This window comes from Pseudomonas putida (assembly GCF_003228315.1).
Lineage (GTDB): Bacteria > Pseudomonadota > Gammaproteobacteria > Pseudomonadales > Pseudomonadaceae > Aquipseudomonas > Aquipseudomonas putida_S.
Genome location: NZ_CP029693.1, coordinates 6341684 through 6364796, shown reverse-complemented (window position 1 = coordinate 6364796; position 23113 = coordinate 6341684). Strand labels below are relative to the sequence as shown.

Annotated in this window: 27 protein-coding genes, 1 tRNA gene and 1 pseudogene; 9 read left to right on the top strand and 20 right to left on the bottom strand. The window is 57.6% G+C overall.

Annotation, left to right across the window (positions count from 1 at the left end):
• The first annotated feature begins 139 nt into the window (after positions 1–139).
• Positions 140–774, top strand: a pseudogene (locus DKY63_RS29910) (hypothetical protein).
• A gap of 11 nt (positions 775–785) precedes the next feature.
• A complete protein-coding gene (locus DKY63_RS29905) occupies positions 786–1046 on the top strand; it encodes a hypothetical protein (protein WP_239499345.1) in 261 nt (86 codons plus the stop codon).
• Positions 1047–1071: 25 nt separating this feature from the next.
• On the opposite strand, the gene DKY63_RS32270 is transcribed toward DKY63_RS29905, so the two are convergent.
• The gene (locus DKY63_RS32270) at positions 1072–1473 is read right to left on the bottom strand and encodes a hypothetical protein (protein ID WP_162634941.1); all 402 of its coding nucleotides are present in this window, start codon (positions 1471–1473) and stop codon (positions 1072–1074) included.
• Between the two features lie 886 nt (positions 1474–2359).
• On the opposite strand from DKY63_RS32270, the gene DKY63_RS32265 reads away from it, so the two are divergent.
• From DKY63_RS32265 to DKY63_RS29900, 3 genes are read left to right on the top strand one after another with little or no spacing between them, the layout of a single operon-like run.
• Positions 2360–2515 carry a hypothetical protein gene (locus DKY63_RS32265; protein WP_162634935.1) on the top strand — a complete coding sequence of 52 codons (156 nt, stop codon included), beginning with the start codon at positions 2360–2362 and terminating at the stop codon, positions 2513–2515.
• A 35-nt stretch (positions 2516–2550) separates the two neighbouring features.
• Entirely contained in the window at positions 2551–2964 is a 414-nt protein-coding gene (locus tag DKY63_RS32795; RefSeq protein ID WP_239499344.1) for a hypothetical protein, read from the top strand.
• Positions 2850–4013 carry a tyrosine-type recombinase/integrase gene (locus tag DKY63_RS29900; protein WP_239499427.1) on the top strand — a complete coding sequence of 388 codons (1164 nt, stop codon included), beginning with the start codon at positions 2850–2852 and terminating at the stop codon, positions 4011–4013. Before DKY63_RS32795 ends, DKY63_RS29900 begins: the two co-directional genes overlap by 115 nt.
• A 79-nt stretch (positions 4014–4092) precedes the next feature.
• Here the strand turns inward: DKY63_RS29900 and DKY63_RS29895 are convergent.
• The 9 genes from DKY63_RS29895 to thrS all read right to left on the bottom strand — a co-directional run bounded on the left by DKY63_RS29895 (position 4093) and on the right by thrS (position 11550).
• Positions 4093–4169, bottom strand: a tRNA-Pro gene (locus tag DKY63_RS29895).
• Between the two features lie 90 nt (positions 4170–4259).
• Positions 4260–4616 carry a MerR family transcriptional regulator gene (locus tag DKY63_RS29890; protein ID WP_003179985.1) on the bottom strand — a complete coding sequence of 119 codons (357 nt, stop codon included), beginning with the start codon at positions 4614–4616 and terminating at the stop codon, positions 4260–4262.
• On the bottom strand, positions 4597–4899 hold the full coding sequence (gene ihfA / locus DKY63_RS29885) for an integration host factor subunit alpha (protein ID WP_002553164.1): 303 nt from the start codon (positions 4897–4899) through the stop codon (positions 4597–4599). The genes DKY63_RS29890 and ihfA overlap by 20 nt, the downstream gene beginning before the upstream one ends.
• A 3-nt stretch (positions 4900–4902) precedes the next feature.
• The gene (gene pheT, locus DKY63_RS29880; protein ID WP_110967419.1) at positions 4903–7284 is read right to left on the bottom strand and encodes a phenylalanine--tRNA ligase subunit beta; all 2382 of its coding nucleotides are present in this window, start codon (positions 7282–7284) and stop codon (positions 4903–4905) included.
• A gap of 26 nt (positions 7285–7310) precedes the next feature.
• Positions 7311–8327 (bottom strand): phenylalanine--tRNA ligase subunit alpha, encoded by a 1017-nt coding sequence (gene pheS / locus DKY63_RS29875; protein WP_110967418.1) that lies wholly within the window; start codon positions 8325–8327, stop codon positions 7311–7313.
• A gap of 109 nt (positions 8328–8436) precedes the next feature.
• Positions 8437–8793 (bottom strand): 50S ribosomal protein L20, encoded by a 357-nt coding sequence (gene rplT, locus DKY63_RS29870; protein WP_007905879.1) that lies wholly within the window; start codon positions 8791–8793, stop codon positions 8437–8439.
• Between the two features lie 28 nt (positions 8794–8821).
• The gene (rpmI, locus tag DKY63_RS29865) at positions 8822–9016 is read right to left on the bottom strand and encodes a 50S ribosomal protein L35 (RefSeq protein ID WP_002553160.1); all 195 of its coding nucleotides are present in this window, start codon (positions 9014–9016) and stop codon (positions 8822–8824) included.
• A gap of 60 nt (positions 9017–9076) precedes the next feature.
• Positions 9077–9628 carry a translation initiation factor IF-3 gene (infC, locus tag DKY63_RS29860; protein ID WP_175377598.1) on the bottom strand — a complete coding sequence of 184 codons (552 nt, stop codon included), beginning with the start codon at positions 9626–9628 and terminating at the stop codon, positions 9077–9079.
• On the bottom strand, positions 9628–11550 hold the full coding sequence (gene thrS, locus DKY63_RS29855; RefSeq protein WP_110967417.1) for a threonine--tRNA ligase: 1923 nt from the start codon (positions 11548–11550) through the stop codon (positions 9628–9630). Before thrS ends, infC begins: the two co-directional genes overlap by 1 nt.
• Before the next feature lie 372 nt (positions 11551–11922).
• Here thrS and DKY63_RS29850 point away from each other — a divergent pair, with 372 nt between their 5' ends.
• Both DKY63_RS29850 and DKY63_RS29845 read left to right on the top strand, forming a co-directional pair.
• Positions 11923–12222: a hypothetical protein gene (locus DKY63_RS29850; protein ID WP_110967416.1), complete on the top strand. Its 300-nt coding sequence runs from the start codon at positions 11923–11925 to the stop codon at positions 12220–12222.
• Positions 12223–12514: 292 nt separating this feature from the next.
• The gene (locus DKY63_RS29845) at positions 12515–12727 is read left to right on the top strand and encodes a cold-shock protein (protein WP_003179963.1); all 213 of its coding nucleotides are present in this window, start codon (positions 12515–12517) and stop codon (positions 12725–12727) included.
• 71 nt (positions 12728–12798) lie between these two features.
• Here the strand turns inward: DKY63_RS29845 and DKY63_RS29840 are convergent, their stop codons facing one another.
• Positions 12799–13119 carry an I78 family peptidase inhibitor gene (locus DKY63_RS29840; protein ID WP_110967415.1) on the bottom strand — a complete coding sequence of 107 codons (321 nt, stop codon included), beginning with the start codon at positions 13117–13119 and terminating at the stop codon, positions 12799–12801.
• 168 nt (positions 13120–13287) lie between these two features.
• Positions 13288–13593, bottom strand: a complete 306-nt coding sequence (locus DKY63_RS29835; RefSeq protein WP_110967414.1) for a hypothetical protein — start codon at positions 13591–13593, stop codon at positions 13288–13290.
• A 132-nt stretch (positions 13594–13725) separates the two neighbouring features.
• On the opposite strand from DKY63_RS29835, the gene DKY63_RS29830 reads away from it, so the two are divergent.
• Positions 13726–13935 carry a hypothetical protein gene (locus DKY63_RS29830; protein ID WP_110967413.1) on the top strand — a complete coding sequence of 70 codons (210 nt, stop codon included), beginning with the start codon at positions 13726–13728 and terminating at the stop codon, positions 13933–13935.
• A gap of 18 nt (positions 13936–13953) precedes the next feature.
• Here the strand turns inward: DKY63_RS29830 and DKY63_RS29825 are convergent, their stop codons facing one another.
• From DKY63_RS29825 to DKY63_RS29790, 8 genes are all read right to left on the bottom strand, one after another.
• Positions 13954–14916 carry a nucleoside hydrolase gene (locus DKY63_RS29825; RefSeq protein ID WP_110968013.1) on the bottom strand — a complete coding sequence of 321 codons (963 nt, stop codon included), beginning with the start codon at positions 14914–14916 and terminating at the stop codon, positions 13954–13956.
• 91 nt (positions 14917–15007) lie between these two features.
• Positions 15008–15412 carry a D-ribose pyranase gene (rbsD, locus tag DKY63_RS29820; protein WP_110967412.1) on the bottom strand — a complete coding sequence of 135 codons (405 nt, stop codon included), beginning with the start codon at positions 15410–15412 and terminating at the stop codon, positions 15008–15010.
• Positions 15409–16326: a ribokinase gene (rbsK, locus tag DKY63_RS29815; protein ID WP_110967411.1), complete on the bottom strand. Its 918-nt coding sequence runs from the start codon at positions 16324–16326 to the stop codon at positions 15409–15411. The genes rbsD and rbsK overlap by 4 nt, the downstream gene beginning before the upstream one ends.
• Before the next feature lie 24 nt (positions 16327–16350).
• Entirely contained in the window at positions 16351–17370 is a 1020-nt protein-coding gene (locus DKY63_RS29810; protein WP_110967410.1) for a LacI family DNA-binding transcriptional regulator, read from the bottom strand.
• Between the two features lie 3 nt (positions 17371–17373).
• The gene (locus DKY63_RS29805) at positions 17374–18351 is read right to left on the bottom strand and encodes an ABC transporter permease (protein WP_110967409.1); all 978 of its coding nucleotides are present in this window, start codon (positions 18349–18351) and stop codon (positions 17374–17376) included.
• On the bottom strand, positions 18348–19901 hold the full coding sequence (locus DKY63_RS29800; RefSeq protein WP_110967408.1) for a sugar ABC transporter ATP-binding protein: 1554 nt from the start codon (positions 19899–19901) through the stop codon (positions 18348–18350). The genes DKY63_RS29805 and DKY63_RS29800 overlap by 4 nt, the downstream gene beginning before the upstream one ends.
• A 51-nt stretch (positions 19902–19952) precedes the next feature.
• Entirely contained in the window at positions 19953–20906 is a 954-nt protein-coding gene (locus tag DKY63_RS29795; RefSeq protein ID WP_110967407.1) for a sugar ABC transporter substrate-binding protein, read from the bottom strand.
• Positions 20907–21107: 201 nt separating this feature from the next.
• Positions 21108–21548 carry a hypothetical protein gene (locus tag DKY63_RS29790; protein WP_110967406.1) on the bottom strand — a complete coding sequence of 147 codons (441 nt, stop codon included), beginning with the start codon at positions 21546–21548 and terminating at the stop codon, positions 21108–21110.
• A 342-nt stretch (positions 21549–21890) separates the two neighbouring features.
• Here DKY63_RS29790 and DKY63_RS29785 point away from each other — a divergent pair, with 342 nt between their 5' ends.
• On the top strand, positions 21891–22979 hold the full coding sequence (locus DKY63_RS29785) for an asparaginase (RefSeq protein WP_110967405.1): 1089 nt from the start codon (positions 21891–21893) through the stop codon (positions 22977–22979).
• The last annotated feature ends 134 nt before the right edge of the window (positions 22980–23113 follow it).

Here is a 23113-nt window from a genome sequence, read left to right as displayed (position 1 = left end):
CGTTTTTCGTCATCCTCACCGTAGTCGTTTTTACTGCGATTGGTATCTACAACGTGGTGAGCAGTTGGTTGCACCCGCTGATCCAGTATTTCCATTCCATGTAACCCTCTCCAGCGGACCGTACATGGCCCGCTTCCTCATTCCGCCATTTCCACCGCCCGGGCATGACCCGGAATACGACGAACTCACGCTCGATTTCTTCTGGCGCCTGGTCGCCAAGCTGCTCGCGCGCCCGGCAATCGCCGAATGGCTAATCGCCCGCGCCCAGCTCTCCCCGTACCAGCACATCATGTCCGCCGACGGCTCCGAGATGTACATGGGCCACTGGTGGCTGTTCAACCCCTACTCCCGCACCACACACAAGCCGGCACTTTGGGGGTTCCGTGGTCGTTCCGCATCCACCAGATCATGCGACCCGACGAAGACCGAGATCTGCATGATCATCCATGGAACGCTCGGACGATCATTATGCGCGGCTGGTACACAGAGCAGCGGCCAGCGGGCGATGAATGGAAAAAGGCAGTCATGGACGGCATGGTTTCGAAGCCGTGTCCCAAATGAGTCGACTGGATCATGCGGGACGCCTGCGAGTGGATCAGACGCGACCAGGGCGACACCGCACAGCTTCTGCACGGCGAATACCACCGCATCAACCAGGTATCCCCCGGCGGCGTCATCACCCTCTTCATCACCAGTAAGTGGCGCGGTGACTGGGGATTTCCGCTCAACGGCGTCAAGGTCCCTTCGCGCACCTACACGGGTACGGACAATTGAAGGGGTTCAAAGTGAGCGAGCCAAAAATCATTTATCTCGGCCCGGCCTGCGAGGCTGGCACCGGTGACGGCAGGACCTGGGCAGAAGACAACCCGTGGCCAGACTGCTCATGCGGCCACCGGCCAGTGCAGTACGTGTTGGGCGAAACCTTCGACCGGGTTGTCGCCGAGCGTGACGCCTTGCAACAGTTGCTAAACGAGCGCGACGAGCAGTTGAACACCCTCGAGCAATCACGCCTGGCCGAGCAGCGGCATGAGTCCCATGATCTCTGATCGATAGAGATTGCACGGTGATCGATTATTCCGCGTCTAAATCCGCCCGGATGCGAGCTGCGATAGACGGCGCCCAATCCTGACCAGTAATTTGATACGTCGCACGTTTCTTGCTGACGATTCGAATTGAGTAACTTTCTGCGGATGGCGAGACAGGAGTCACAAACAAACCGATGACCTCCCCCCAAGTGGCCATTCCTGCAGGCGCTTCGGATTTAATAACTCCTGCGCTCTTGTTTATTTCAACGATCGCCAAGCCTGAACTCATAGCATTTACCGAGGACTTCCACACCTCGTTGTAAGATGTATTTCGTACTTCGACAATCACACTACTATCAGAGGGCTGAAGCCCCTCAACAGTAGAACAAGCAGAAATGCCTAGGCACGCTGCACTGAAAATCGAGACCTTAAGGAAAGCACGGATCACGACAACCCCCTTTTAGTTGACCGATCGGCAATAGCAGATCCGACAAACTATAGCTGCCCAGCAGCTTCGCAGCGCTCTGAAAAAAAACACCACCCTCCCCCTTCAAAGTCAGCCGCTATAGCGGCAAAGAACAGGTATTGCCCAATGAAAAGAACAGTCGTACTCACCGGAAAGTCGGTCGTAAATTTTCGAAAGGTGATTGAGGGCATGGATGACGACGAGGTTGCGGAGTGGGTGACCAGCAACGATTTACGTGAGTCGCAGATCGATGACGATGACCTGCTCAACATCGAGTGGATTCATGACGTGTAGACATCAAGGTGACCCCATGATCGCCCTCGCCTGGTTCGCCTATGTTTACTGCTACAAGGGGCCGCGGTAAAGCCGAGAATTTCACTTGTTCCTCTGCACCCATCCAATCAGCAACAAAGTGCACCCTGAGACTAAAACGGCAAAAGCCAAGTAACCGACACTTCGACCCCAAAATAGTTGGTTCAGACAAACGCCGAGTCCAACAATCACCATCGGAACCCCGGTGATGAATAGCTTGTTTCGAAAAGCGTTATGCATCACCGCCCCTCCCACGAAATATCTACTCCATTAAAGCAGAAGCCTGCCGGTGTACGGCGGGCGAGGAATCCCTATGCCCGAAAGAACTCCCTGCTCGCAATACGACGAGCGCCGTAACCAATGCAGTAGCGGCTTCCCGCGTATCCATCCGACGTTCTGGGGTGGGCCAACTAGCTGTCACGCGTGTGGCACCCAGACCTGCGCCCCGATGTGCATGCAGGAAGACCCACCGTCACACCTGCTTCGTGAGAACGGACTTCCGCTTGGTTGGCCCGCCCAATAACCACCTTCTGCCACCAGGGCAAGGAAGTGCGCCATGACCATCACGAAGATCATCAAGGGCCCGCACCGCTTCGGCGGCTTCTGGTGGGTCATCGCCGACTGCGGCGGAAAGATCCAACACATCTGCCGACGTACAGAACAACAGGCTCGCGCGATCGCCCCAGGGCAGGACAGCGTGACCATTCACTGAACACTCTGCCGCCACGGGCGGCACGGAGCATACCCATGGCAAACGCTACAGCAGCCAAAGCCAGCTGCATCCCTCCCCACTTCATCCGATTCATGGATGCGCCCGGCTATTTCGGCATTTGCCGCGACGAATTCAACAAAACGGTCAGGCCGAACGTGCGCGAACTCCCCATCGGAAAGCAGGACGTGGCGTTTGATCGTATCGAGCTAGACGAGTGGGCTGATGCCTACATCGAGAGCAAGTCGATTGAAAAGACAGCCAATCAGGACAACAATCACCCTCGCAGCGAGCGCCAGGGTGATGCCAAAGGAGGCAAACCATGGCGAGAAAAGCGATCACCGGTCTCTACCAAAAGGGCGGAGTCTGGCAAATCGACAAAGTTTTCCGAGGCAAGCGCCTTCGAGAAAGCACTGGAACTGGTGACCGGCAAGAAGCCGAGCAGTACCTGATTCACTGGTTAGAGCAACTTCGACAGCAGAAGGTTTACGGCGTACGCCGGACCCGAACTTGGGAGGAAGCGGCGACAAGGTTTCTGCTCGAGAGCAAGGATCAGCCCTCGATCAACTTGACGGCGCACCACCTGAAGCAGCTTCACCCTTACCTCAAGGACCTGCCATTGACGCATATCGATGACCAGGCGCTTGAACCGTTCGTACGGGATCGTTTAAAGGGAATGCTGACTCCAGAAGGAAAACAACTGAAGCCGGTAGCGCCACGCACGATCAACATCTCGATTGAGCGAGTGATACGGGTTCTGTCGCTTTGTGCAAAGAAGTGGCGGGATGAGGAGCGAAGGCCTTGGCTTGATTCGGTGCCAATGCTGGCGAAGCTGGACCTGAAGAAAAAGGTACGTGAGCCCTACCCCATGACATGGGAAGAGCAATCGATCCTTTTCGGGGAGTTGCCGGCGCATCTGCAAACGATGGCCCTGTTCAAGGTGAACACGGGTTGCCGCGAGCGAGAGGTCTGCAAGTTGAGGTGGGACTGGGAGATTTCGGTGCCGGAACTCGGCACCAGTGTGTTCCTGATCCCGTCCGACCTTGGAGGCCGTAACGAACGGTCAGGTGTGAAAAACGGCGATGAGCGACTGGTCGTACTCAATAGCGTGGCGAAATCGATCATCGACAAACAGCGAGGCCTGAGCAAGGGCTGGGTTTTCCCTTTCAACGGCAACGCGATGCATCGAATGAACGACTCGGCCTGGAAGAAAGCGCGGGTGAGAGCGGCGAAACGCTGGCAGGAGGAAAACCTTCGCCCCGCTCACCCAGGTTATGCATCCATAAGGATCCATGACCTCAAACACACATTTGGCCGTCGGCTACGCGCAGCAGGCGTCACCGAGGAAGACCGCAAGGCACTTCTGGGCCACAAGAACGGCAGCATCACCAGCCACTACTCGGGCGCTGAGCTCGGGCATCTGATTGAAACTGCGAACATGGTATCAGCAACCGATTCGCGTGGACCGGTCCTGACAATCTTGAAGAGGAAACAGGCGTGAAAAATCGAGGAGTCACGCAAAAGTCACGCACATGAAAAAGGCCAATGCTGTGAACATTGGCCTAAGTCATTGAAAAATATGGTCGGGACGGAGTGATTCGAACACTCGACCCCTAGCACCCCATGCTAGTGCGCTACCGGACTGCGCTACGCCCCGACTAGGCGTGTAATCTGTTCTTTATCTCGAAGAACGCTCAAGAATATATCGCAAGCTTTTGAAAACTGGAAGTATTTAAAAGCAGTTATTTTATTTCTTGAGAACCACCAGAACATCTTCGAGCTCAGCGATCATCTGACGAATCATTTGCTTGTATTGCGTGGTGTCATCTTTGGCTTCATCACCGGACAAACGCAGACGCGCGCCGCCGATGGTGAATCCTTGATCGTATAGAAGTGCGCGAATCTGCCGGATCATCAGCACGTCCTGGCGCTGATAATACCGGCGGTTTCCGCGGCGTTTGACGGGGTTGAGTTGAGGAAACTCCTGCTCCCAATAGCGCAGCACGTGTGGTTTTACCGCACACAGCTCGCTGACTTCACCAATGGTGAAGTAGCGTTTGCCTGGGATGACGGGAAGCTCGTCGTTATGACTTGGTTCCAGCATAAGCCTCAACTCGGGCCTTCAACTTCTGCCCTGGACGAAAGGTGACCACACGGCGAGCCGTGATTGGAATTTCTTCCCCGGTTTTCGGATTGCGGCCAGGCCGCTGGCGTTTGTCCCGCAGGTCGAAATTGCCGAAACCGGACAATTTGACCTGCTCGTTGTCTTCAAGAGCGTGCCTGATTTCCTCGAAAAACAGTTCGACCAATTCCTTGGCTTCCCGCTTGTTCAGGCCCAGCTCTTCATACAGACGTTCCGCCATCTCAGCTTTCGTCAAAGCCCCCATACGTCACTTCCTTAACGTGGCGTTCAACCTTTGTTCGAGCGAGGTGAGGATATTTTGAGTCGTGGAATTCACCTCATCGTCATTAAGAGTGCGCGATGGATGCTGCCAGGTCAAGCCGACGGCGAGGCTTTTTCTATCAGGATCAATACCTTTACCCTGATACACGTCAAATAGCCTGAGGTCTGTCAGCCATTCGCCTGCATTTTCACGGATTACGTCCAATACAGCCGAGGCTGCGACGTCCTGGTGCGCAATCAGCGCCAGGTCACGACGCACTTCAGGAAAGCGCGACAACTCGTGGAATTTCGGCATTTTACCGGATGCGACTTCCGCCAGAACCAGCTCGAAAACGAATACCGGACGATCCAGGCCCAGGGTTTTCGAGAGCTCAGGGTGAATAGCACCGATGAAACCTACCAGACGCCCTTCTCGTTCGATGCGCGCGGTTTGCCCCGGGTGCAGCGCCGGGTGTTTTCCTGGAACGAACGTGAACGCATCCAGTGCACCGGCAAAGCCCAGCACCGCTTCTACATCTGCCTTGACGTCAAAGAAGTCAACGACATCGCGACCTTGCGCCCAGCCCTCAGGCAAGCGGCTACCGCAAACCACACCCGCCAACATCGGCTCCTGCTTCAAGCCTTCGAGCTGACCGACGAAGCGCAGGCCGCTTTCGAACAGACGAACGCGATCCTGCTGACGGTTCAGGTTGTGCTGAAGGGCCTTGACCAGACCTGGCCACAACGACGAACGCATGGCGGCCATGTCGTTGGAAATCGGGTTAGCCAGCAGCAACGGTTCGACACCCGGATTAAACAGCTCGAACTGTTTCGGATCGATGAAGCTGTAGGTGATCGCTTCCTGATAACCACGAGCAACCAGCAGGCGGCGAAGCTCTGGCAGATCACTACGTGCTTCGGCCTTGGCTTGCGGAGCCAGGCGCGCTTGCGGATAACGGACCGGCAGACGGTTATAACCGTACAAACGGGCCAGTTCTTCGATCAGGTCGACTTCCAGGCTGATATCGAAACGATGGCTTGGCACTTCGACGCGCCACTGCTCTGCCCCTTCAGTCGTAACGACCAGACCCAGGCCGCCCAGCAGGCTCTCGACTTCGGTCGAGCCCATTTCCATCCCCAACATCTGGGTAATGCGCTGGGCACGGAGCGTCACGGGTGCAATCGACGGCAAATGCTGTTCGCTGACAGTTTCAATGATCGGGCCAGCTTCGCCACCGGTGATTTCCAGCAGCAGGCCAGTGGCACGCTCCATGGCTTCGCGGGCCAGTTGCCAATCCACACCGCGCTCGTAACGGTGCGAAGCATCAGTGTGCAGGCCATAGGATCGGGCCTTGCCAGCGACGGCAATCTGGTCGAAAAACGCGCTTTCCAGGAAGATGTCGCGAGTGGTCGCGGTGTTGACCCCGCTGTGCTCGCCACCCATTACGCCGGCAATCGCCAGGGCGCGGGTGTGGTCGGCAATCACCAACGTATCGCTGCGCAGGCTGACTTCCTGACCGTCGAGCAACACCAGCTTCTCGCCCTCTTCGGCCATGCGCACACGGATGCCACCGTTGATTTCGGCAAGATCGAAAGCGTGCAGCGGCTGGCCCAGTTCAAGCATCACGTAGTTGGTGATATCGACAGCAGCGTCAATGCTGCGTACATCAGCACGGCGCAGGCGTTCGACCATCCACAGCGGCGTAGGCTTGGACAAGTCGACGTTACGGATCACTCGCCCCAGGTAGCGTGGGCAGGCAGCTGACGCCAGCACCTCGACCGGGCGCACTTCATCATGCACGGCTGGAACAGGGACAACCACTGGACGAGTGACTGGTGCGGCATACAGCGCGCCGACTTCACGAGCCAGACCCGCCAGGGACAGGCAGTCGCCGCGGTTCGGAGTCAGGTCGACCTCGATGATGGCGTCATCCAGCTGCAGATATTCACGAATGTCCTGACCTACTGGCGCATCGGCCGGCAGCTCCATCAGGCCATCGTTGCCCTCACCCACTTGCAGTTCGGCCTGCGAGCACAGCATGCCGTTGGACTCAACGCCACGCAGCTTGGCTTTCTTGATCTTGAAGTCGCCCGGCAATTCGGCGCCGAGGGTGGCGAACGGGATCTTCAGGCCCGGGCGCACGTTTGGCGCACCGCACACGACCTGGAAAGTCTCTGAGCCATTACTGACCTGGCAAACGCGCAGCTTGTCGGCGTCCGGGTGCTGTTCGGTGCTCAGCACCTCGCCCACGATCACGCCACTGAATAGACCGGCGGCCGGCGTTACGCTATCGACCTCAAGACCGGCCATCGACAGACGAGCAACCAGCTCGTCGCGGCTTACCTGCGGGCTTACCCAGCCACGCAGCCATTGTTCACTGAATTTCATCCTGCTCTCCTAAGAATTCGTTACGACTAGCGAAATTGCGCGAGGAACCGCAAGTCGTTGTCGAAGAACAGACGCAAGTCGTTCACGCCGTAACGCAGCATGGCCAGACGCTCGACGCCCATGCCGAAGGCAAAGCCCGAAAACTCTTCCGGATCGATCCCGGACATGCGCAGCACGTTCGGGTGAACCATGCCGCAGCCCATGACTTCCAGCCAGCCGGTCTGCTTGCAGACGCGGCAGCCTTTACCGCTGCACATCACGCATTCCATGTCGACTTCAGCGGATGGCTCGGTGAAAGGGAAGTACGAAGGGCGGAAACGCACGGCCAGTTCTTTTTCGAAGAACACCCGCAGGAACTCTTCGATCGTGCCTTTGAGGTCGGCGAAGTTGATATCGCGATCAACCAGCAGGCCTTCGACCTGGTGGAACATCGGGGAATGGGTGATATCGGAGTCGCTTCGGTACACACGGCCAGGGCAGACAATGCGGATCGGCGGCTGTTTCGATTCCATGGTGCGGACCTGTACCGGCGAGGTATGGGTGCGCAGCAACATGTTGGCGTTGAAATAGAAAGTGTCGTGCATCGACCGGGCCGGGTGATGGCCTGGGATGTTGAGCGCCTCGAAGTTGTGGTAATCGTCTTCGACCTCGGGGCCTTCGGCGATGCCGTAGCCGATGCGGGTGAAGAACTGCTCGATACGTTCCAGAGTCCGGGTAACCGGATGCAGACCGCCAGAGGTCTGGCCGCGGCCAGGCAGGGTCACGTCAATGGATTCGGCGGCGAGCTTGGCCGCAAGATCGGCCTCCTCAAACAACGCCTTGCGCGCATTGAGAACCTCTGTGACACGCTCCTTGGCAACGTTGATCAGCGCGCCGACCTGCGGGCGCTCTTCTGCCGGCAAATTCCCCAGGGTCTTCATCACCTGAGTCAATTCACCCTTTTTGCCAAGGTAGTGAACCCGGATTTGCTCCAGGGCATTGATATCTTCAGCGCTTTGCACAGCCTCTAGTGCTTGAGAGACGAGCGCGTCCAGGTTTTCCATGTACAGACTCCAGATACGAAATAGGGGAAGAGCTTGAAGGCTCTTCCCCTATTTATGACGTTTAACACCTGACCCCACAGAGGTGAGGCCGGGTGACTGTCGGGGGTACTTAAGCCAAGGTGGCTTTAGCTTTCTCGACAATCGCAGCAAACGCCGCTTTTTCGTTCACTGCCAGATCAGCCAGAACCTTACGGTCGATCTCGATGGACGCTTTTTTCAGGCCGGCGATGAAACGGCTGTAGGACAGACCGTTGATACGAGCACCAGCGTTGATACGAGCGATCCACAGAGCGCGGAACTGACGTTTTTTCTGACGACGGTCACGGTAGGCGTATTGGCCTGCCTTGATTACCGCTTGCTTGGCAACACGGAATACGCGGGAGCGTGCGCCGTAGTAGCCTTTAGCAAGTTTCAGAATTTTTTTGTGACGCTTACGGGCAATGACGCCACGCTTTACACGAGCCATGAGTTACTTCCTCTATTCTTGACTAAAATTAACGAAGGCGCAGCATGCGCTCGACTTTTGCCACGTCAGACGGGTGCAGCAGGCTGCTACCACGCAGTTGACGCTTACGCTTGGTCGACATTTTGGTCAGGATGTGGCTCTTGAAAGCGTGTTTGTGCTTGATGCCGTTAGCAGTTTTCAGAAACCGCTTGGCAGCACCACTTTTGGTTTTCATTTTTGGCATGTTCGGATACTCCGCATTCAGTTGATAAACATAATCAGAAGGCCTGCCGTGCCCTGTTGATTACTTCTTCTTTTTCGGGGCGATGACCATGATCAGCTGGCGTCCTTCCATCTTAGGATGCTGTTCGACCGAACCGTACTCTTGCAGGTCAACCTCGACTCGCTTGAGCAGTTCCATACCCAGCTCCTGGTGGGCCATCTCACGGCCGCGGAATCGCAAGGATACCTTGGCCCTGTCCCCGTCACTCAGGAAACGTACCAGGTTGCGTAGTTTTACCTGGTAATCCCCTTCCTCCGTCCCTGGACGAAACTTGATTTCTTTTACCTGAATCTGCTTCTGGTTCTTCTTCGCCGCTGCAATCTGCTTCTTCTTTTCGAAGATCGATTTGCCGTAGTCCATCACCCGGCAAACAGGCGGGACTGCGTCAGCGGAGATTTCTACCAGATCAAGCTTGGCTTCTTCAGCGATACGGAGCGCTTCATCAATCGAGACGATGCCAATCTGCTCGCCGTCAGCTCCAATTAACCGAACCTCGCGTGCCGAGATATTCTCGTTGATCGGGGCTTTCGGTGCAGTTCGTTTATCTTGTCTCATATCACGCTTAATAATAATTACTCCGAATCTTGGCGACCACGCCGGGAAACCGCTTGCGCGAGAAACTCGGAGAACTGGGCGACGGGCATCGAGCCCAAGTCAGCACCTTCACGAGTCCGCACAGCGACAGTCTGAGTCTCGACTTCCTTATCTCCAATAACCAAGAGATATGGAACCTTGAGCAAAGTATGCTCGCGGATTTTAAAGCCGATCTTTTCATTTCTCAAGTCAGACTTGGCACGAAACCCGCTTTCGTTGAGAGTTTTTTCGACCTGAGCGACAAAATCTGCCTGTTTATCAGTGATATTCATCACCACAGCCTGAGTCGGCGCCAGCCACGCAGGGAATGCACCCTCGTAGTGCTCGATCAGAATTCCGACGAAACGCTCGAACGAACCCAGAATCGCCCGGTGCAACATCACCGGATGCTTGCGGCTGTTGTCTTCGGAGACGAATTCCGCGCCCAGACGGACAGGCAGGTTGAAATCGAGCTGCAAGGTACCACATTGCCACACGCGGCCGAGGCAATCTTTCAGCGAGAACTCGATCTTCGGACCGTAGAACGCACCCTCTCCCGGCTGCAAATCGTACGGCAGGCCCGCGCTATCAAGGGCTGCGGCCAATGCAGCTTCTGCGCGATCCCACAACTCATCGGAACCGACCCGCTTTTCCGGACGAGTGGACAGCTTCATTTCGATGTCCTTGAAGCCGAAGTCGGCGTAGACATCCATGGTCAGCTTGATGAATGCAGCGGACTCGGCCTGCATCTGCTCTTCAGTGCAGAAGATATGGGCATCGTCCTGAGTAAACGCACGCACACGCATGATGCCGTGCAACGCACCCGATGGCTCGTTACGGTGGCACGCACCGAATTCAGCCAGGCGCATCGGCAGCTCGCGGTAACTCTTCAAACCCTGATTGAACACTTGCACGTGGCAAGGGCAGTTCATTGGCTTGATGGCGTAGTCGCGACTTTCCGACTCGGTGGTGAACATGTTGTCGGCGTAGTTGGCCCAGTGGCCGGACTTTTCCCACAGGCTGCGATCAACAACCTGAGGCGTCTTGATCTCTAGGTAGCCGTTATCGCGCTGTACCTTGCGCATGTACTGCTCGAGTACCTGGTACAGGGTCCAGCCGTTCGGGTGCCAGAACACCATGCCCGGCGCTTCTTCCTGGGTGTGGAACAGGCCCAGGCGCTTGCCGATCTTGCGGTGATCGCGCTTTTCGGCTTCTTCGATACGCTGGATGTAGGCCGCCAGTTGCTTCTTGTCGGCCCATGCGGTGCCGTAAACGCGCTGTAGTTGCTCGTTCTTGGCATCGCCGCGCCAGTAGGCTCCGGACAGCTTGGTCAGCTTGAAGGATTTCAGGAAGCGAGTGTTCGGCACGTGCGGACCGCGGCACATGTCGACGTATTCTTCGTGATAGTACAGACCCATGGCCTGCTCATTCGGCATGTCCTCGACCAGGCGCAACTTGTAGTCCTCGCCGCGAGCCTTGAACACCTCAATCACTTCGGCGCGCGGAGTGACTTTCTTGATCACGTCGTAATCTTTTTCGATCAGCTGCTGCATGCGCTGTTCGATGGCAGCCATGTCGTCCGGAGTAAAAGGACGCTCGTAGGCGATGTCGTAATAGAAGCCTTCGTCGATGACCGGACCGATCACCATTTTGGCGGTCGGATACAACTGCTTGACCGCGTGGCCAACCAGGTGGGCGCAGGAGTGGCGAATGATCTCCAGCCCCTCTTCATCCTTTGGCGTGATGATTTGCAGCGTAGCGTCGCTGTCGATGATGTCGCTGGCATCGGCCAGCTTGCCATTCACCTTGCCGGCAACAGTGGCCTTGGCCAGGCCGGCACCGATGGATGCGGCGACCTCGGCGATGGAGACCGGGTGATCGAATGAACGTTGACTGCCGTCGGGAAGAGTAATAGTTGGCATGGCGCCTCCTCTCCTAGTGGTGACCCCTACCAAAGGTCACGTGGGTTGGGATGAGCCAGTACAAGATCCGATCCAGGCCATTCAATGACGAACGCCTGCCTTACAGCGGCAGGAGCCTTGCGGCCAACCGGAAAACCGAACCAGAGTGACTGGGATTCAAATCAGGATTATTCGGGCATTGACGCGGCCGGGACTGAAAGTCGACCGGTGCCTGCCAGCGCCCGAGCGCAGCATGCTAGCACAGATGAGCGGTCGTGGCGGAGTGAAGGTTTGCGACGGGGAAAATCCGGCGTTTTTATGCCAGAGTGATGAACTTGATCGCCGCTTTACCCCTCAGATAACAATACATTGACCCACAAGGAGCATCCCGGCATGCGTCTGAATCGTTTATTCGCTGTAGTCGCACCTATCGTTCTGTCGCTACCGCTGGCCGCCCACGCCGACTGGCCAAAGGGTGAGCGCGAAAAGTACATGGCGCAATGCGTCCCCGCCGCCGCGCAAAGTATCGGTGAGGCCGCAGCCAAAGCCCACTGCGCCTGTGGCGCCGATGCACTGAAATCTTACCCGGCCAGCGACCTCAAATCCCTGATGGACAACAAAGCCAGTCCGGAACTGCAACAACAGGCCCTGACCCAAATTTCCAAGTGCAAGGCCAGCCCGACGAAAAAATAAGCCTGCCAAGCCACCAAAAAAGCAATTTCGGGCTGTGAATTGCCACTGAAAAGTCCTTTTTCCCGCGATTTATGCAGGCTTTGCAGCTTTTTTTATCGTCTTTACGTTTGGCTGAAAGCCTTTTAAAACGGGGCTTTCAGCGATATCGGGCAACAAAGAATGTGCGACTGTAGGGCAAACAGCACCTGCGGGGGGCTCCCAAAGCGAACATTTCGACTATGATACCCCGGTGTGCCCAGTTGGCCTGAGCAGCACAGCACTACTGAAAATATATGTTTCTTGGAGATACACCATGTCTAATCGCCAAACCGGCACCGTTAAATGGTTCAACGATGAAAAAGGCTTCGGCTTCATCACTCCTCAAGGTGGCGGTGACGACCTGTTCGTACACTTCAAAGCTATCGAAAGCGACGGTTTCAAAAGCCTGAAAGAAGGCCAAACCGTTTCCTTCGTGGCTGAGAAAGGCCAAAAGGGTATGCAAGCTGCTCAAGTTCGCCCAGAGTAATTTCCAGGCGCACTAAAAAAACCCCGTCCATGTGACGGGGTTTTTTGTGGGTGATGAAAAGGGCTAAGCGATCAGCCGCAGTTGACGCGGATGACAACCCGATTGGCATCGGTATTGAGGTTCAGACGGTCGGAGCGGTATTCCAGCGTCACCATGTCGTTAGGCTGCAGGAACCGCGCGTTCTGCGCACCGGCACGCTTACGCGCCTGTTCCAGCAACTCGGGTGAGGCCTGTTTGCCGATGGCGAATTCGGCTGCGTTGGCCTCACAACGGCTATGACCCGTGTCAGTCGTCGTTACAGGGTCTGCTGCCGGCTCGGTTGTGCCAGTGCTGCAACCTGACAGCATGACGACGGCGAACAAAGTACCCAATGACGCGAGCTTCCAAGGCATGACGCCTCCTTTTTCCTAGAGTTAAGCTGAGATCTTGCGACCGCCACGGCGGCGTTTGGTTTCACAACGAGAACAGGCAACCTGTTTTTTCGTTACAAACAGCCGGAGATTTTGCCTGAGCATCGCCCTGCCCTTAACAGCTCAATCGTGACTGAATATGAACAGCGCTCAATAGACATCGATATAGTCGAAGGCCGGTTTCGGCCAGTTTTGCTTCAGCGCGTTGAAGATCTGCATCACCCAGACTTCGTCACTGGCAGCGACCCGGCCGACATAACCCGAGCCCTTGGCCCAAGTCTCCAAGCGAAACAGCAAACCGTCGATATCGGTACCGCCGACGATTCCCGATGAAATATAGGCAATGCCGCCCTTGGTCACACGCAATTGGGTATGCACATCATCACTGGCGGACGCCAGCAGCTGGCGCACAGCCTCAAGCGTCAAGCCATCAGGGGTGTTCAAATCGATCTGCACAGTGCAGTCCTTGAAAAGTCCTCAAAGGCCAAGTGTCGCACAGCCTCTCGTTCATGCCTAAGTCGCAGTGCCAAAACCACGACAACATGGTTAACTCCTCGCCATGACCTCCCCGACTGCACGAGCAACATCATGAGCACCGTAACCATCGACGCCGACATCAAAGCCAAGTGGCCAGAGGGGCACAGTTCCTACAGCCCCGGCAGCCCAGAAGAACTCGTGATCATCGCGCTCGACCTGTTGGTCAAGGAATTGGGCACCGAGGCCGCTCAATCATTTATCAGGCAGATCTTCGAGAAATACCCGACGAACCACAGCGCCAGGCATTCGGAGCAAGCGTAAAACCCGCAAGCACGAAGGCTACTGCAGACGCGCCAGGCGCTCCGTCAGCAAGTCAAAGAAACCCTCGGCATCTCCGCTTTCGACCCAGAAGGCATTTCCCGGCGCCTTGAGACCATCACCCTCGTCGACAATGGTCTGACCAAACGCCGGACCTTCGCTGCAATCAACCACGACGCTTACCTTACGCCCGCTGAACAGCTGCGGCTTGAGCAAGTAAGCAATCACCGTCGCATCATGAACCGGACCACCCGCAATGCCGTGATGCTCCATATCGGCCTTGATACAGTCATTGAGAATATCGACCACCAGCCTGCTGGCGTTGTTGTTCAGCCCGGCGATCCTTCTCAAGCGGGCGTCACTGGTCAGAATCCTGTGAGTTACATCCAGCGACAGGTAGGTCAGTTTCACACCACTCTTGAGCACTGCCTCGGCGGCTTGCGGATCGGCGAACAGGTTAAACTCCGCCATTGGCGTGATATTGCCGCCATTGAGGTGAGCCCCACCCATGACCACCACTTCCTTGATGCCCTGAACGATGCCCGGCTCCCGGATCAGCGCCAGGGCCAGGTTGGTCTGCGGCCCAAGCATGGCAATGGTGATGCTGTGAGGCCTGGCCGCCATCAGGGTATCAATCAGGTAATCGATGGCGCTGCCGTCTGCCAGGCCTTTCTTTGGCTCATAGATCGGAACACCCGACAAACCTTCCATGCCATGGATGTGTTCGGCATAGATCGGATCACGCACCATCGGCTTCTCTGCCCCGGCGTAAACCGGCACATCCTCGCGCCCCGCCCACTCGCGGGCCAGCCGTGCGTTACGCGATGTCTTGTCCAGGCGCACATTGCCCGCAACGGTGGTCAATGCCCGGACGCTCAACTCCTGCGGTGATGCCAGCGCAAACAGCAGGGCAACCACATCATCGACACCAGGATCGGTGTCGATGATCAAATCGATTTTTTGCGCCGCGTGGGCGCCAGTCATCAGGGACAAAGCAGGCTCCAGAGCAAGTGATGCACTTTGCAGGCTCGAGGTACCTGGCCCACTCGATGCGCAGGTAGAAATCAACAACCCATCAGAAGGTCACCCCGGCGACCAGTACGATATTGCAATACGACTGGCATTCGCCGGTCCGCACAATCGCCCTCGCCTGCCGGCTGAGCACCTTGAATTGCTCATGACTGAGCAACTCGCGCTGACCCAGCGCACCTTCGTCATTCAGTTCATCCAGAGCCGCCAGGGCCGTCGGCTTTTTCTGCAGGATTTCTTCGGCCAGGACATGGCTTTCCACCTGCATTTCGCTAAGCACAACCTTCAGGGTACTGATGAAATCCGGCACGCCATGCGTCAGGGCAAGATCAATCAGCTCGACGCCGGGCGGCACCGGCAGTCCGGCATCGCCGATCACCACTTGGTCGCCATGCCCCAGGGAGGCGATCAGCCGCGACAGTGCAATGTTGAGTAATGGAGTCTTTTTCATGGGTTTTTGAAAGCCTGCACTTCAGACAAGGTTGGAATCGAGGGTTGCGCGCCGGCACGGGTCACCGACATAGCCGCGGCAACCTGCCCGAAACGAATCGCCTCGGCTTCGCTTTTGCCGCTGGCCAGCGCGGCGGCAAAACCACCGACGAAGGTATCGCCGGCCGCCGTGGTGTCGACCGCTTTCACGATCGGCGCAGGAAAATGCTCGAAACCCCTACCATCGGCCAACACCGCACCTTGGGCCCCCAGGGTAATGATCACCTTGCCAGCGCCCAGCTCGATCAGGCGTGTCGCGGCGGTTTCAGCCGTTTCCCGAGAATCCACCGGCAATCCGCTCAGTGCCGACGCTTCGCTCTCGTTGGGAATCAGGTAATCGATATTGGCGTACCAGTGCGCCGGCAGAGCACCACTGGCCGGTGCCGGATTGAGCATCACCGTCTTGCCCAGCTCCCGACCGCGCTTGAGCGCATGGCCCACCGTGGCATCCGGAACTTCCAGCTGGCAAATGATCACATCGGCAGCCTGCAGTACTGAATCGAAGCAGCCAATCAGGGCCGGCGTCAGCTCACCGTTGGCGCCGGCAACAATCACGATCGCGTTCTGACTGTTGTCGTCGACCACAATCAGCGCCACACCCGAGGAACCCTCCACTGTACTGACCGCCTGACAATCGATCTGCTCGGCCACCAGGGCCGCGCGAAGCTGCGTGCCATAAGCATCGCTGCCCACGCAACCGACCATCGACACCTGTGCACCCAGTCGCGCGGCGGCCACGGCCTGATTCGCGCCCTTGCCCCCGGAAACCGTGGCGAACGATTGGCCGATCAGCGTTTCACCGCCCCGAGGCAGCCGCGGCGCCCGGGTCACCAGGTCCATATTCAGACTGCCTATCACCACTACTTTTGCTGGCATTCATCACTACTCAATTGTTCGGTTTTAGCGGTATTGATCGAAGACACCCGCCAGCGGCGCGGTCGATTCACGTACAACGATGCTGGGGGTCACGATTCGCTGCTCGATGCTCAGGTCCGGCTTGGCAATCCGGCGCAGCAACACACCGGCGGCCATTTCGCCCAGCTGCAGGATCGACTGCCCCACGGTGGTCAACGCCGGATAGACATAGCGACTCATCTGGATATCGTCGAAGCCGATCACCGACAGCTCAGTCGGCACACGAATGTTGCGCTCGGCGGCGGCGCGCAGCACGCCGATGCCGATCATGTCGTTGGCGGCGAAGATGGCAGTGGGCGGGTTGTTCTCCAGCAATGTCGCCGCTGCGCTGTAACCGCCGGTGCTGGTGAAGTCGCTTTCCAGCATGCGCCCGGCAGGCACTTCGAGCCCTGCGTCTTTCATGGCCCGGCAAAAACCGGCCAGACGCATTTGCGCCACACTGGTGGTAGCCGGCCCGCTGATGGTGGCGATCTCCCGATGGCCCAACTCCAGCAGATGCCGGGTCGCCAGATAGGCGCCGTATTCGTGATCGATCCGCACCAGATCGGCATCGACACCGTCCAACCCGCGATCGACGATCACCATCGGCGTCCGCACACCCGCCAGCCCCTGCGCCAACCCGCTATCGCCGCCCGCCGAGGCAACGATCAGCCCATCGATGCGCTTTTCCAGCAGCACGCGCAAATAGCTGCGCTGCTTGTCCGGGTTGTCGTCGGAATTGCAGAGGATCACGCAATAGCCATTGCGCTCGCAGTAATCCTCGATACCTCGGGCCAGTTCGGCAAAGTACGGGTTGAGGCTGTTGGGCACCAGCAAGCCGATGGTCGCCGTGGTTTTGGCCTTGAGCGAGCGGGCTACGGCACTGGGTACGTAGTCGAGGGTCTTGATGGCGGCCTCGACCTTGATCCGCACTTCTTCACTGACCGGCCGGGTCTTGTTCACCACATGGGAAACCGTGGTGTAGGAAATTCCCGCCAGGGCTGCTACATCTTTGATCGTTGCCATGATTCAGGTCCGCCGGCTTGCGCGTTGACTGCGGTATGTATCGAGCACCACCGCGACCACAATCACGGCGCCGGTAATAATGCGTTTGGTTGGCTCGGTGGCACCGATCTGCGCCAGGCCCGCTGCCAGCACGGAAATGATCAACACACCGAAGAAGGTGCTGATCACCGAACCGCGTCCACCCATGAGGCTGGTGCCACCGATCACCACCGCAGCGATCACTTGCAGTTCAAGGCCGGAACCGGCATTCGGATCCGCCGCTTCCAGGCGCGAAATCTGGAACAGCGCCGCGATCCCTGCCAGCAAGCCCATGAGGCTGAACACCAGGATCTTGTAAGGCTTGGGATTGATACCCGCCAGGCGCACCGCTTCTTCATTGGTGCCGATGCCGATCAGATAGCGACCGAACACGGTGCGGGTCAAGACGGCCTGGGCAATGAAAATGATCAGCAAGGCGATGATGAACGATGGCGAGATGCCGAAGGCGATCGGGTTGGACAGCCAGGCGAAGGCATCGCCAATGTAGGCGGTACGCGAACCGGTCATCTGATACGCCACGCCACGGGCCATTTCCAGCACACCCAGGGACACGATGAACGAGGGTATGCGCCACGCCACGGTGATCGAACCGGTGATGGTACCGGCCAGCGCAGCCGCTGCCATGCCGAGCAATGCCGCTGGCAAAACACTCCAGCCCCAGCCGAGAATCGCCACGCTGACCGTCGACGCAGCGAGCGCCAGCACCGAACCCACGGAGAGGTCGATACCACCGATGATCAACACGAACGTCATGCCCACCGCCAGGACCATCAGGTCCGGGATCTGGTTGGCCAGGGTGCTGAAGGTGTCATACGACAGGAAGTGACTGCTCAGGATCGAGAACAGCACGACCATCGCCAGCAAGGCACCGGCCAGCCCCAGATAAGTACCGAGGCCATAAAAGTTGCCGCTGCGTTTGCCGGCTATAGATGCGGTTTTCATGAAAGATTTCCAGGCGCTGCGTCGTTGAGCAGCGCATCACGTTTTTGGTAGCCGGCAAATGCGGCGGCAAGCAAATCATCCTGGGTCCAGCTGTCGCGCTCGAAGGTGTCGATCAGTCGCCCGGCCGACAACACGCCGATGCGGTCGCAGATCAGCATTAGTTCGCGCAGGTCGCTGGACACCACCACCAGCGCTTTGCCTTGGCGGGTCAATTCGCCAAGCAGCGCGTAAATGTCGAATTTGGCCCCGACATCGATACCTCGGGTCGGTTCGTCGAACAGCAGCACCGAACAATCGCGCTCCAGCCAGCGACCGATCACCACTTTCTGCTGATTACCACCGGACAGTTCGCTGACCAACTGCGCCGGACCTGAGCTGCGGATGCGCATGGCATCGATCTGGCGCTGCGCCAGGGACGCTTCATCCGCCTGGTTGACGAACCCGCCGCTGGAAATGCCGGGCATATTGCCCAACGCGATGTTGGCGCCGATCGATTGCGTCAACAGCAAGCCTTCGCCCTTGCGGTCTTCGGTAATCAAGGCAATGCCATGGGCAACCGCATCCACCGGGGAGCGAATGCTGACGACCTGCGCCGGCGAACCCAGCGCCACCGTGCCGCTATCAGCAATATCGGCACCGAAGATCAGGCGCAGCAGCTCGGTGCGCCCTGCCCCGATAAGGCCGGAAATGCCGAAAATCTCGCCGGCGCGCACTTCAAAGGATACGTCACGCACCTTGTCGGCGCGGGTCAGGCCCTTGACCGTCAATGCCGGAGCGCCGATATCACGCGGCCCCATGTCGATGTGCTCGCCAAGCTCGCGACCCACCATCAAGGTGACCAGTTGTTCGCTGTTGTAATTGGCCATCGGCTCGACGCACACCAGATGGCCGTCGCGCAGTACCGCAATGCGCTGGGCGACCCGGGCCAGTTCTTCGAGGCGATGGGAGATATAGATGATCGACACACCACGGGCTTGCAGGCGAGTGATCTGCTCGAACAGCATCTCGACTTCCCGGGCGGTGAGCATCGCGGTCGGTTCATCGAGGATCAGCACGTGGCAATCGCCGATCAGGTTGCGAGCGATCTCGACCATTTGCTGATGCCCGATGCCGAGATCGCCGACCAGGGTGTCCGGGTCGATGGCATCGAGCCCGACCTGAGTCATGGCTTCGATTGCCGCCTTGCGCAATTGCTTGCGACTGATCCAGCCACCTGTGCTGGGCAAGTTGTCGAGAAACAGGTTTTCCGCCACCGACAGGGTCGGCAACAGATTGAGTTCCTGCATGACCATGCGGATGCCCAGATCTTCAGCCTGGGTACGGCTGCCAGGGCGATAATCCTGCCCCTGAAACTGCATCTGGCCGGTGGTTGGCGTGACCAGCCCGCCGATGATCTTCGACAGCGTGCTTTTGCCGGCGCCGTTCTCACCGGTCAGCGCCAGCACTTCACCGCGCATGAGCGTCAGGTCGATGCCGGTCAGGACCGGTTGGGCGTAGGTCTTGCCGATACCGCTGACCGAGAGGACAGCGTTCGATGCGCGAACGGACATAAAAAATCTCCATGCGCTCGCCCGGACGGGCGAGCGCCGTTGGGCGCCAGATTACTGGGTAACCAGCTCTACCGGCGTTTCGATCACGCCGTTGGCGCTGTCGACTTTTTCGCCCTTGATGATTTTCAGCGCTGTCTCGATGCCGAATACCGCTTGTTTGGCAGCGAACTGGTCGGCGGTGGCCAGCACACGACCGTCCTTGAGCATAGGCTTGATGGCGTTGATGTTGTCGTAACCGACCACTTGCACCTTGCCCGCCTTGCCAGCGGCGCGCACCGCGGACACCACACCCACCGCCATGCTGTCGTTACCCGCCAGCAGAGCCTTGATCTGCGGATATTCGCTGAGCATGGCGGACGCCACCTGATTGCCCTTGTTTATTTCCCAGTCGCCGGACTGCACAGACACCACCTTGATCTGCGCGACTTCCATCGCATCCTTGAAGCCTGCTGTACGCGCCTGGGCGTTGGTGGTGGTGGACACGCCTTCGATGATGCCCACTTCGTCACCGGCCTTGAGCTGCTTGGCCAGGTAATCGCCCACCAGCCGCGCCCCTTTGCGGTTGTCCGGGCCTACGAACGGAACGCTGATGTTTTTGCTTTTGAGCACGACCGGATCGAGCTGGTTGTCGATATTGATCACGGTGATGCCAGCATCCACGGCTTTCTTGATCACCGGCACCATGGCCTTGGAATCAGCGGGCGCGATGACCAGGGCATCGACCTTGGAAACGATCATTTGCTCGACGATACGGATCTGGTTGGCGGTGTCCGTTTCGTCCTTGATGCCGTTGGAAATCAGCTCGAATTCGCCGGAGTGGTCTTTCTGATAAGCCTTGGCACCATCTTCCATGGTCAGGAAGAACTCGTTGGCCAGGGATTTCATGACCAGCGCCACTTTGGGTTTCTCTGGAGATTGGGCGAAAGCGGACGAGACAGGCAGCGCGGCAAATGTGCCGGCCAGCATAGCGACAGCGAGAAGACGTCCAGCGAATGGCAGCTTCATGGGTTCACTCCGGTCTTATGATTATTGTGAGCAACGCTTGCGCTGACGTTAGTTGCGTAGGCGTACACCGGCAGGTTTTATCTACCGGAAACATCTCGCAAACGTTTGCGTAGACCGAACTATGCGAATCTTGTCAAAATTTGTCAACGACCGGAAAGTACCTTTCGCAGTGTTGCTCCATAAGAGACACCGTCTGTTTTTTCACGCAGTCGTGCTGATCACGCTGCCCGTGCTGGCGGCTTTGGTCATCTCTTTGGCCAGCGCCGCAGTGACTTGCATCATCGCCGCCGCGGTATCGGCAATCTGACTCTGGATCGCCATGACCGCTGCAGCCTTGGCTTCCGGGGTCGGGAACTCGGCCGCTTGCGTGGCCGCCAGTTGCTGTTGCTGTTCGCGCAGTTGCTGCTGCAGTTCCTGCAGGCGCTTGAGCAACTCCTTTACGGCAACACTTTGATTGCCTCCGCTTTCAACTTCGGAATCTCGGACGTCACCAAGGCTGACCGCCTTCTTCTCCCCGTCTTCAAGGCCCAACCGCTGCCCTGCTGTGTCAGCCGCTGCTTCATTCAACGTCTCGGCAGTCGCCGGGGGTTTACCGCCGATATTGATGACAGATGCGCTTGGAAAACCGACAGTCAACGACATAAGAACTCCCTGAAAAAAACATTCCTCAGAGAACAAATCGGCCGGTACGCAGCTTTCTTTAGTTTCAGCCTTCAATCCACCGGAACGATTTGTTTCAAGCGAACCTTTTCGGTGTGCCGAACGGTCAGGCGCCAAACGGTCGGAAACCCGGACGCCCGCTTCAAGACGGTGTGCTTGCTGATCGCTTAAATAGCTAAACAAATCAACAAATTAAACGTTTTTCTCCACGTAAAACGTGACTGGTACAGATCCTGCTCGTCACCAGTGCCCCAATCGTTCAGATTCGCTTGGGCGCATCTAGATGAACCTGCACACGCACCGTCACCCCTAGAGAGAAAAATAATGACATCTGCTTTCAAGACCATTCTTCCGGGCGCCTTGGCCCTCCTGCTACTCCTGCCGACTGCCTCTCAGGCAAAAGAAGTGGAAACCCAACAGAAACTGGCGAACGTCGTCATCCTGGCCACCGGCGGCACCATTGCCGGTGCGGGTGCAAGTACCGCCAACAGCGCGACCTATCAAGCGGCAAAAGTCGGAGTCGAGAAGTTGATTGCTGGCGTCCCGGAACTCGGCCAACTGGCCAATGTTCGCGGCGAACAGGTGATGCAGATCGCCTCCGAAAGCATCACCAATGAAAACCTGCTGCAACTGGGCCGCCGCGTCGCGGAACTGGCCGACAGCGATGACGTCGATGGCATCGTGATTACCCACGGCACCGACACCCTGGAAGAAACCGCCTACTTCCTGAACCTGGTGGAAAAAACCGACAAGCCGATCATCGTTGTGGGCTCCATGCGCCCGGGCACGGCCATGTCGGCTGACGGCATGCTCAACCTGTACAACGCCGTCGCCGTGGCCAGCAGCAAGGAGGCACGCGGCAAAGGCGTGCTGGTGACCATGAACGATGAAATCCAGTCGGGTCGCGATGTCAGCAAGATGGTCAACATCAAGACCGAGGCCTTCAAAAGTGCCTGGGGTCCGCTGGGAATGGTGGTTGAAGGCAAATCCTACTGGTTCCGCTTGCCAGCCAAGCGTCACACCATGGACTCGGAGTTCGACATCAAGACCATCAAGAGCCTGCCGGATGTGGAAATTGCCTACTCCTACGGCAACGTCAGCGACACCGCTTACAAGGCACTGGCTCAGTCAGGCGCCAAAGCCATCATCCACGCAGGCACCGGCAATGGCTCGGTCTCTTCGCGCGTGGTGCCGAGCTTGCAGGCCCTGCGCAAGGACGGCGTGCAAATCATCCGCTCCTCCCACGTCAACGCAGGCGGTTTCGTATTGCGTAACGCCGAACAACCGGACGACAAATACGACTGGGTCGTGGCGCATGACCTGAACCCACAAAAAGCCCGCATCCTGGCCATGGTCGCCCTGACCAAGACCAACGACAGCAAAGAACTGCAGCGGATGTTCTGGGAATACTGATTCATCCTCGCCCGAACGATTGCGTTCGGGCATCCCTTTCGCCACTCGCTCGTTTTAGCGAGTGGCGCCCTTCCGCCAAAAACGCCTTGCCCTGCATCAAACGGGAAAAGTCGCTGTCAGAGGATTTTCTTGAT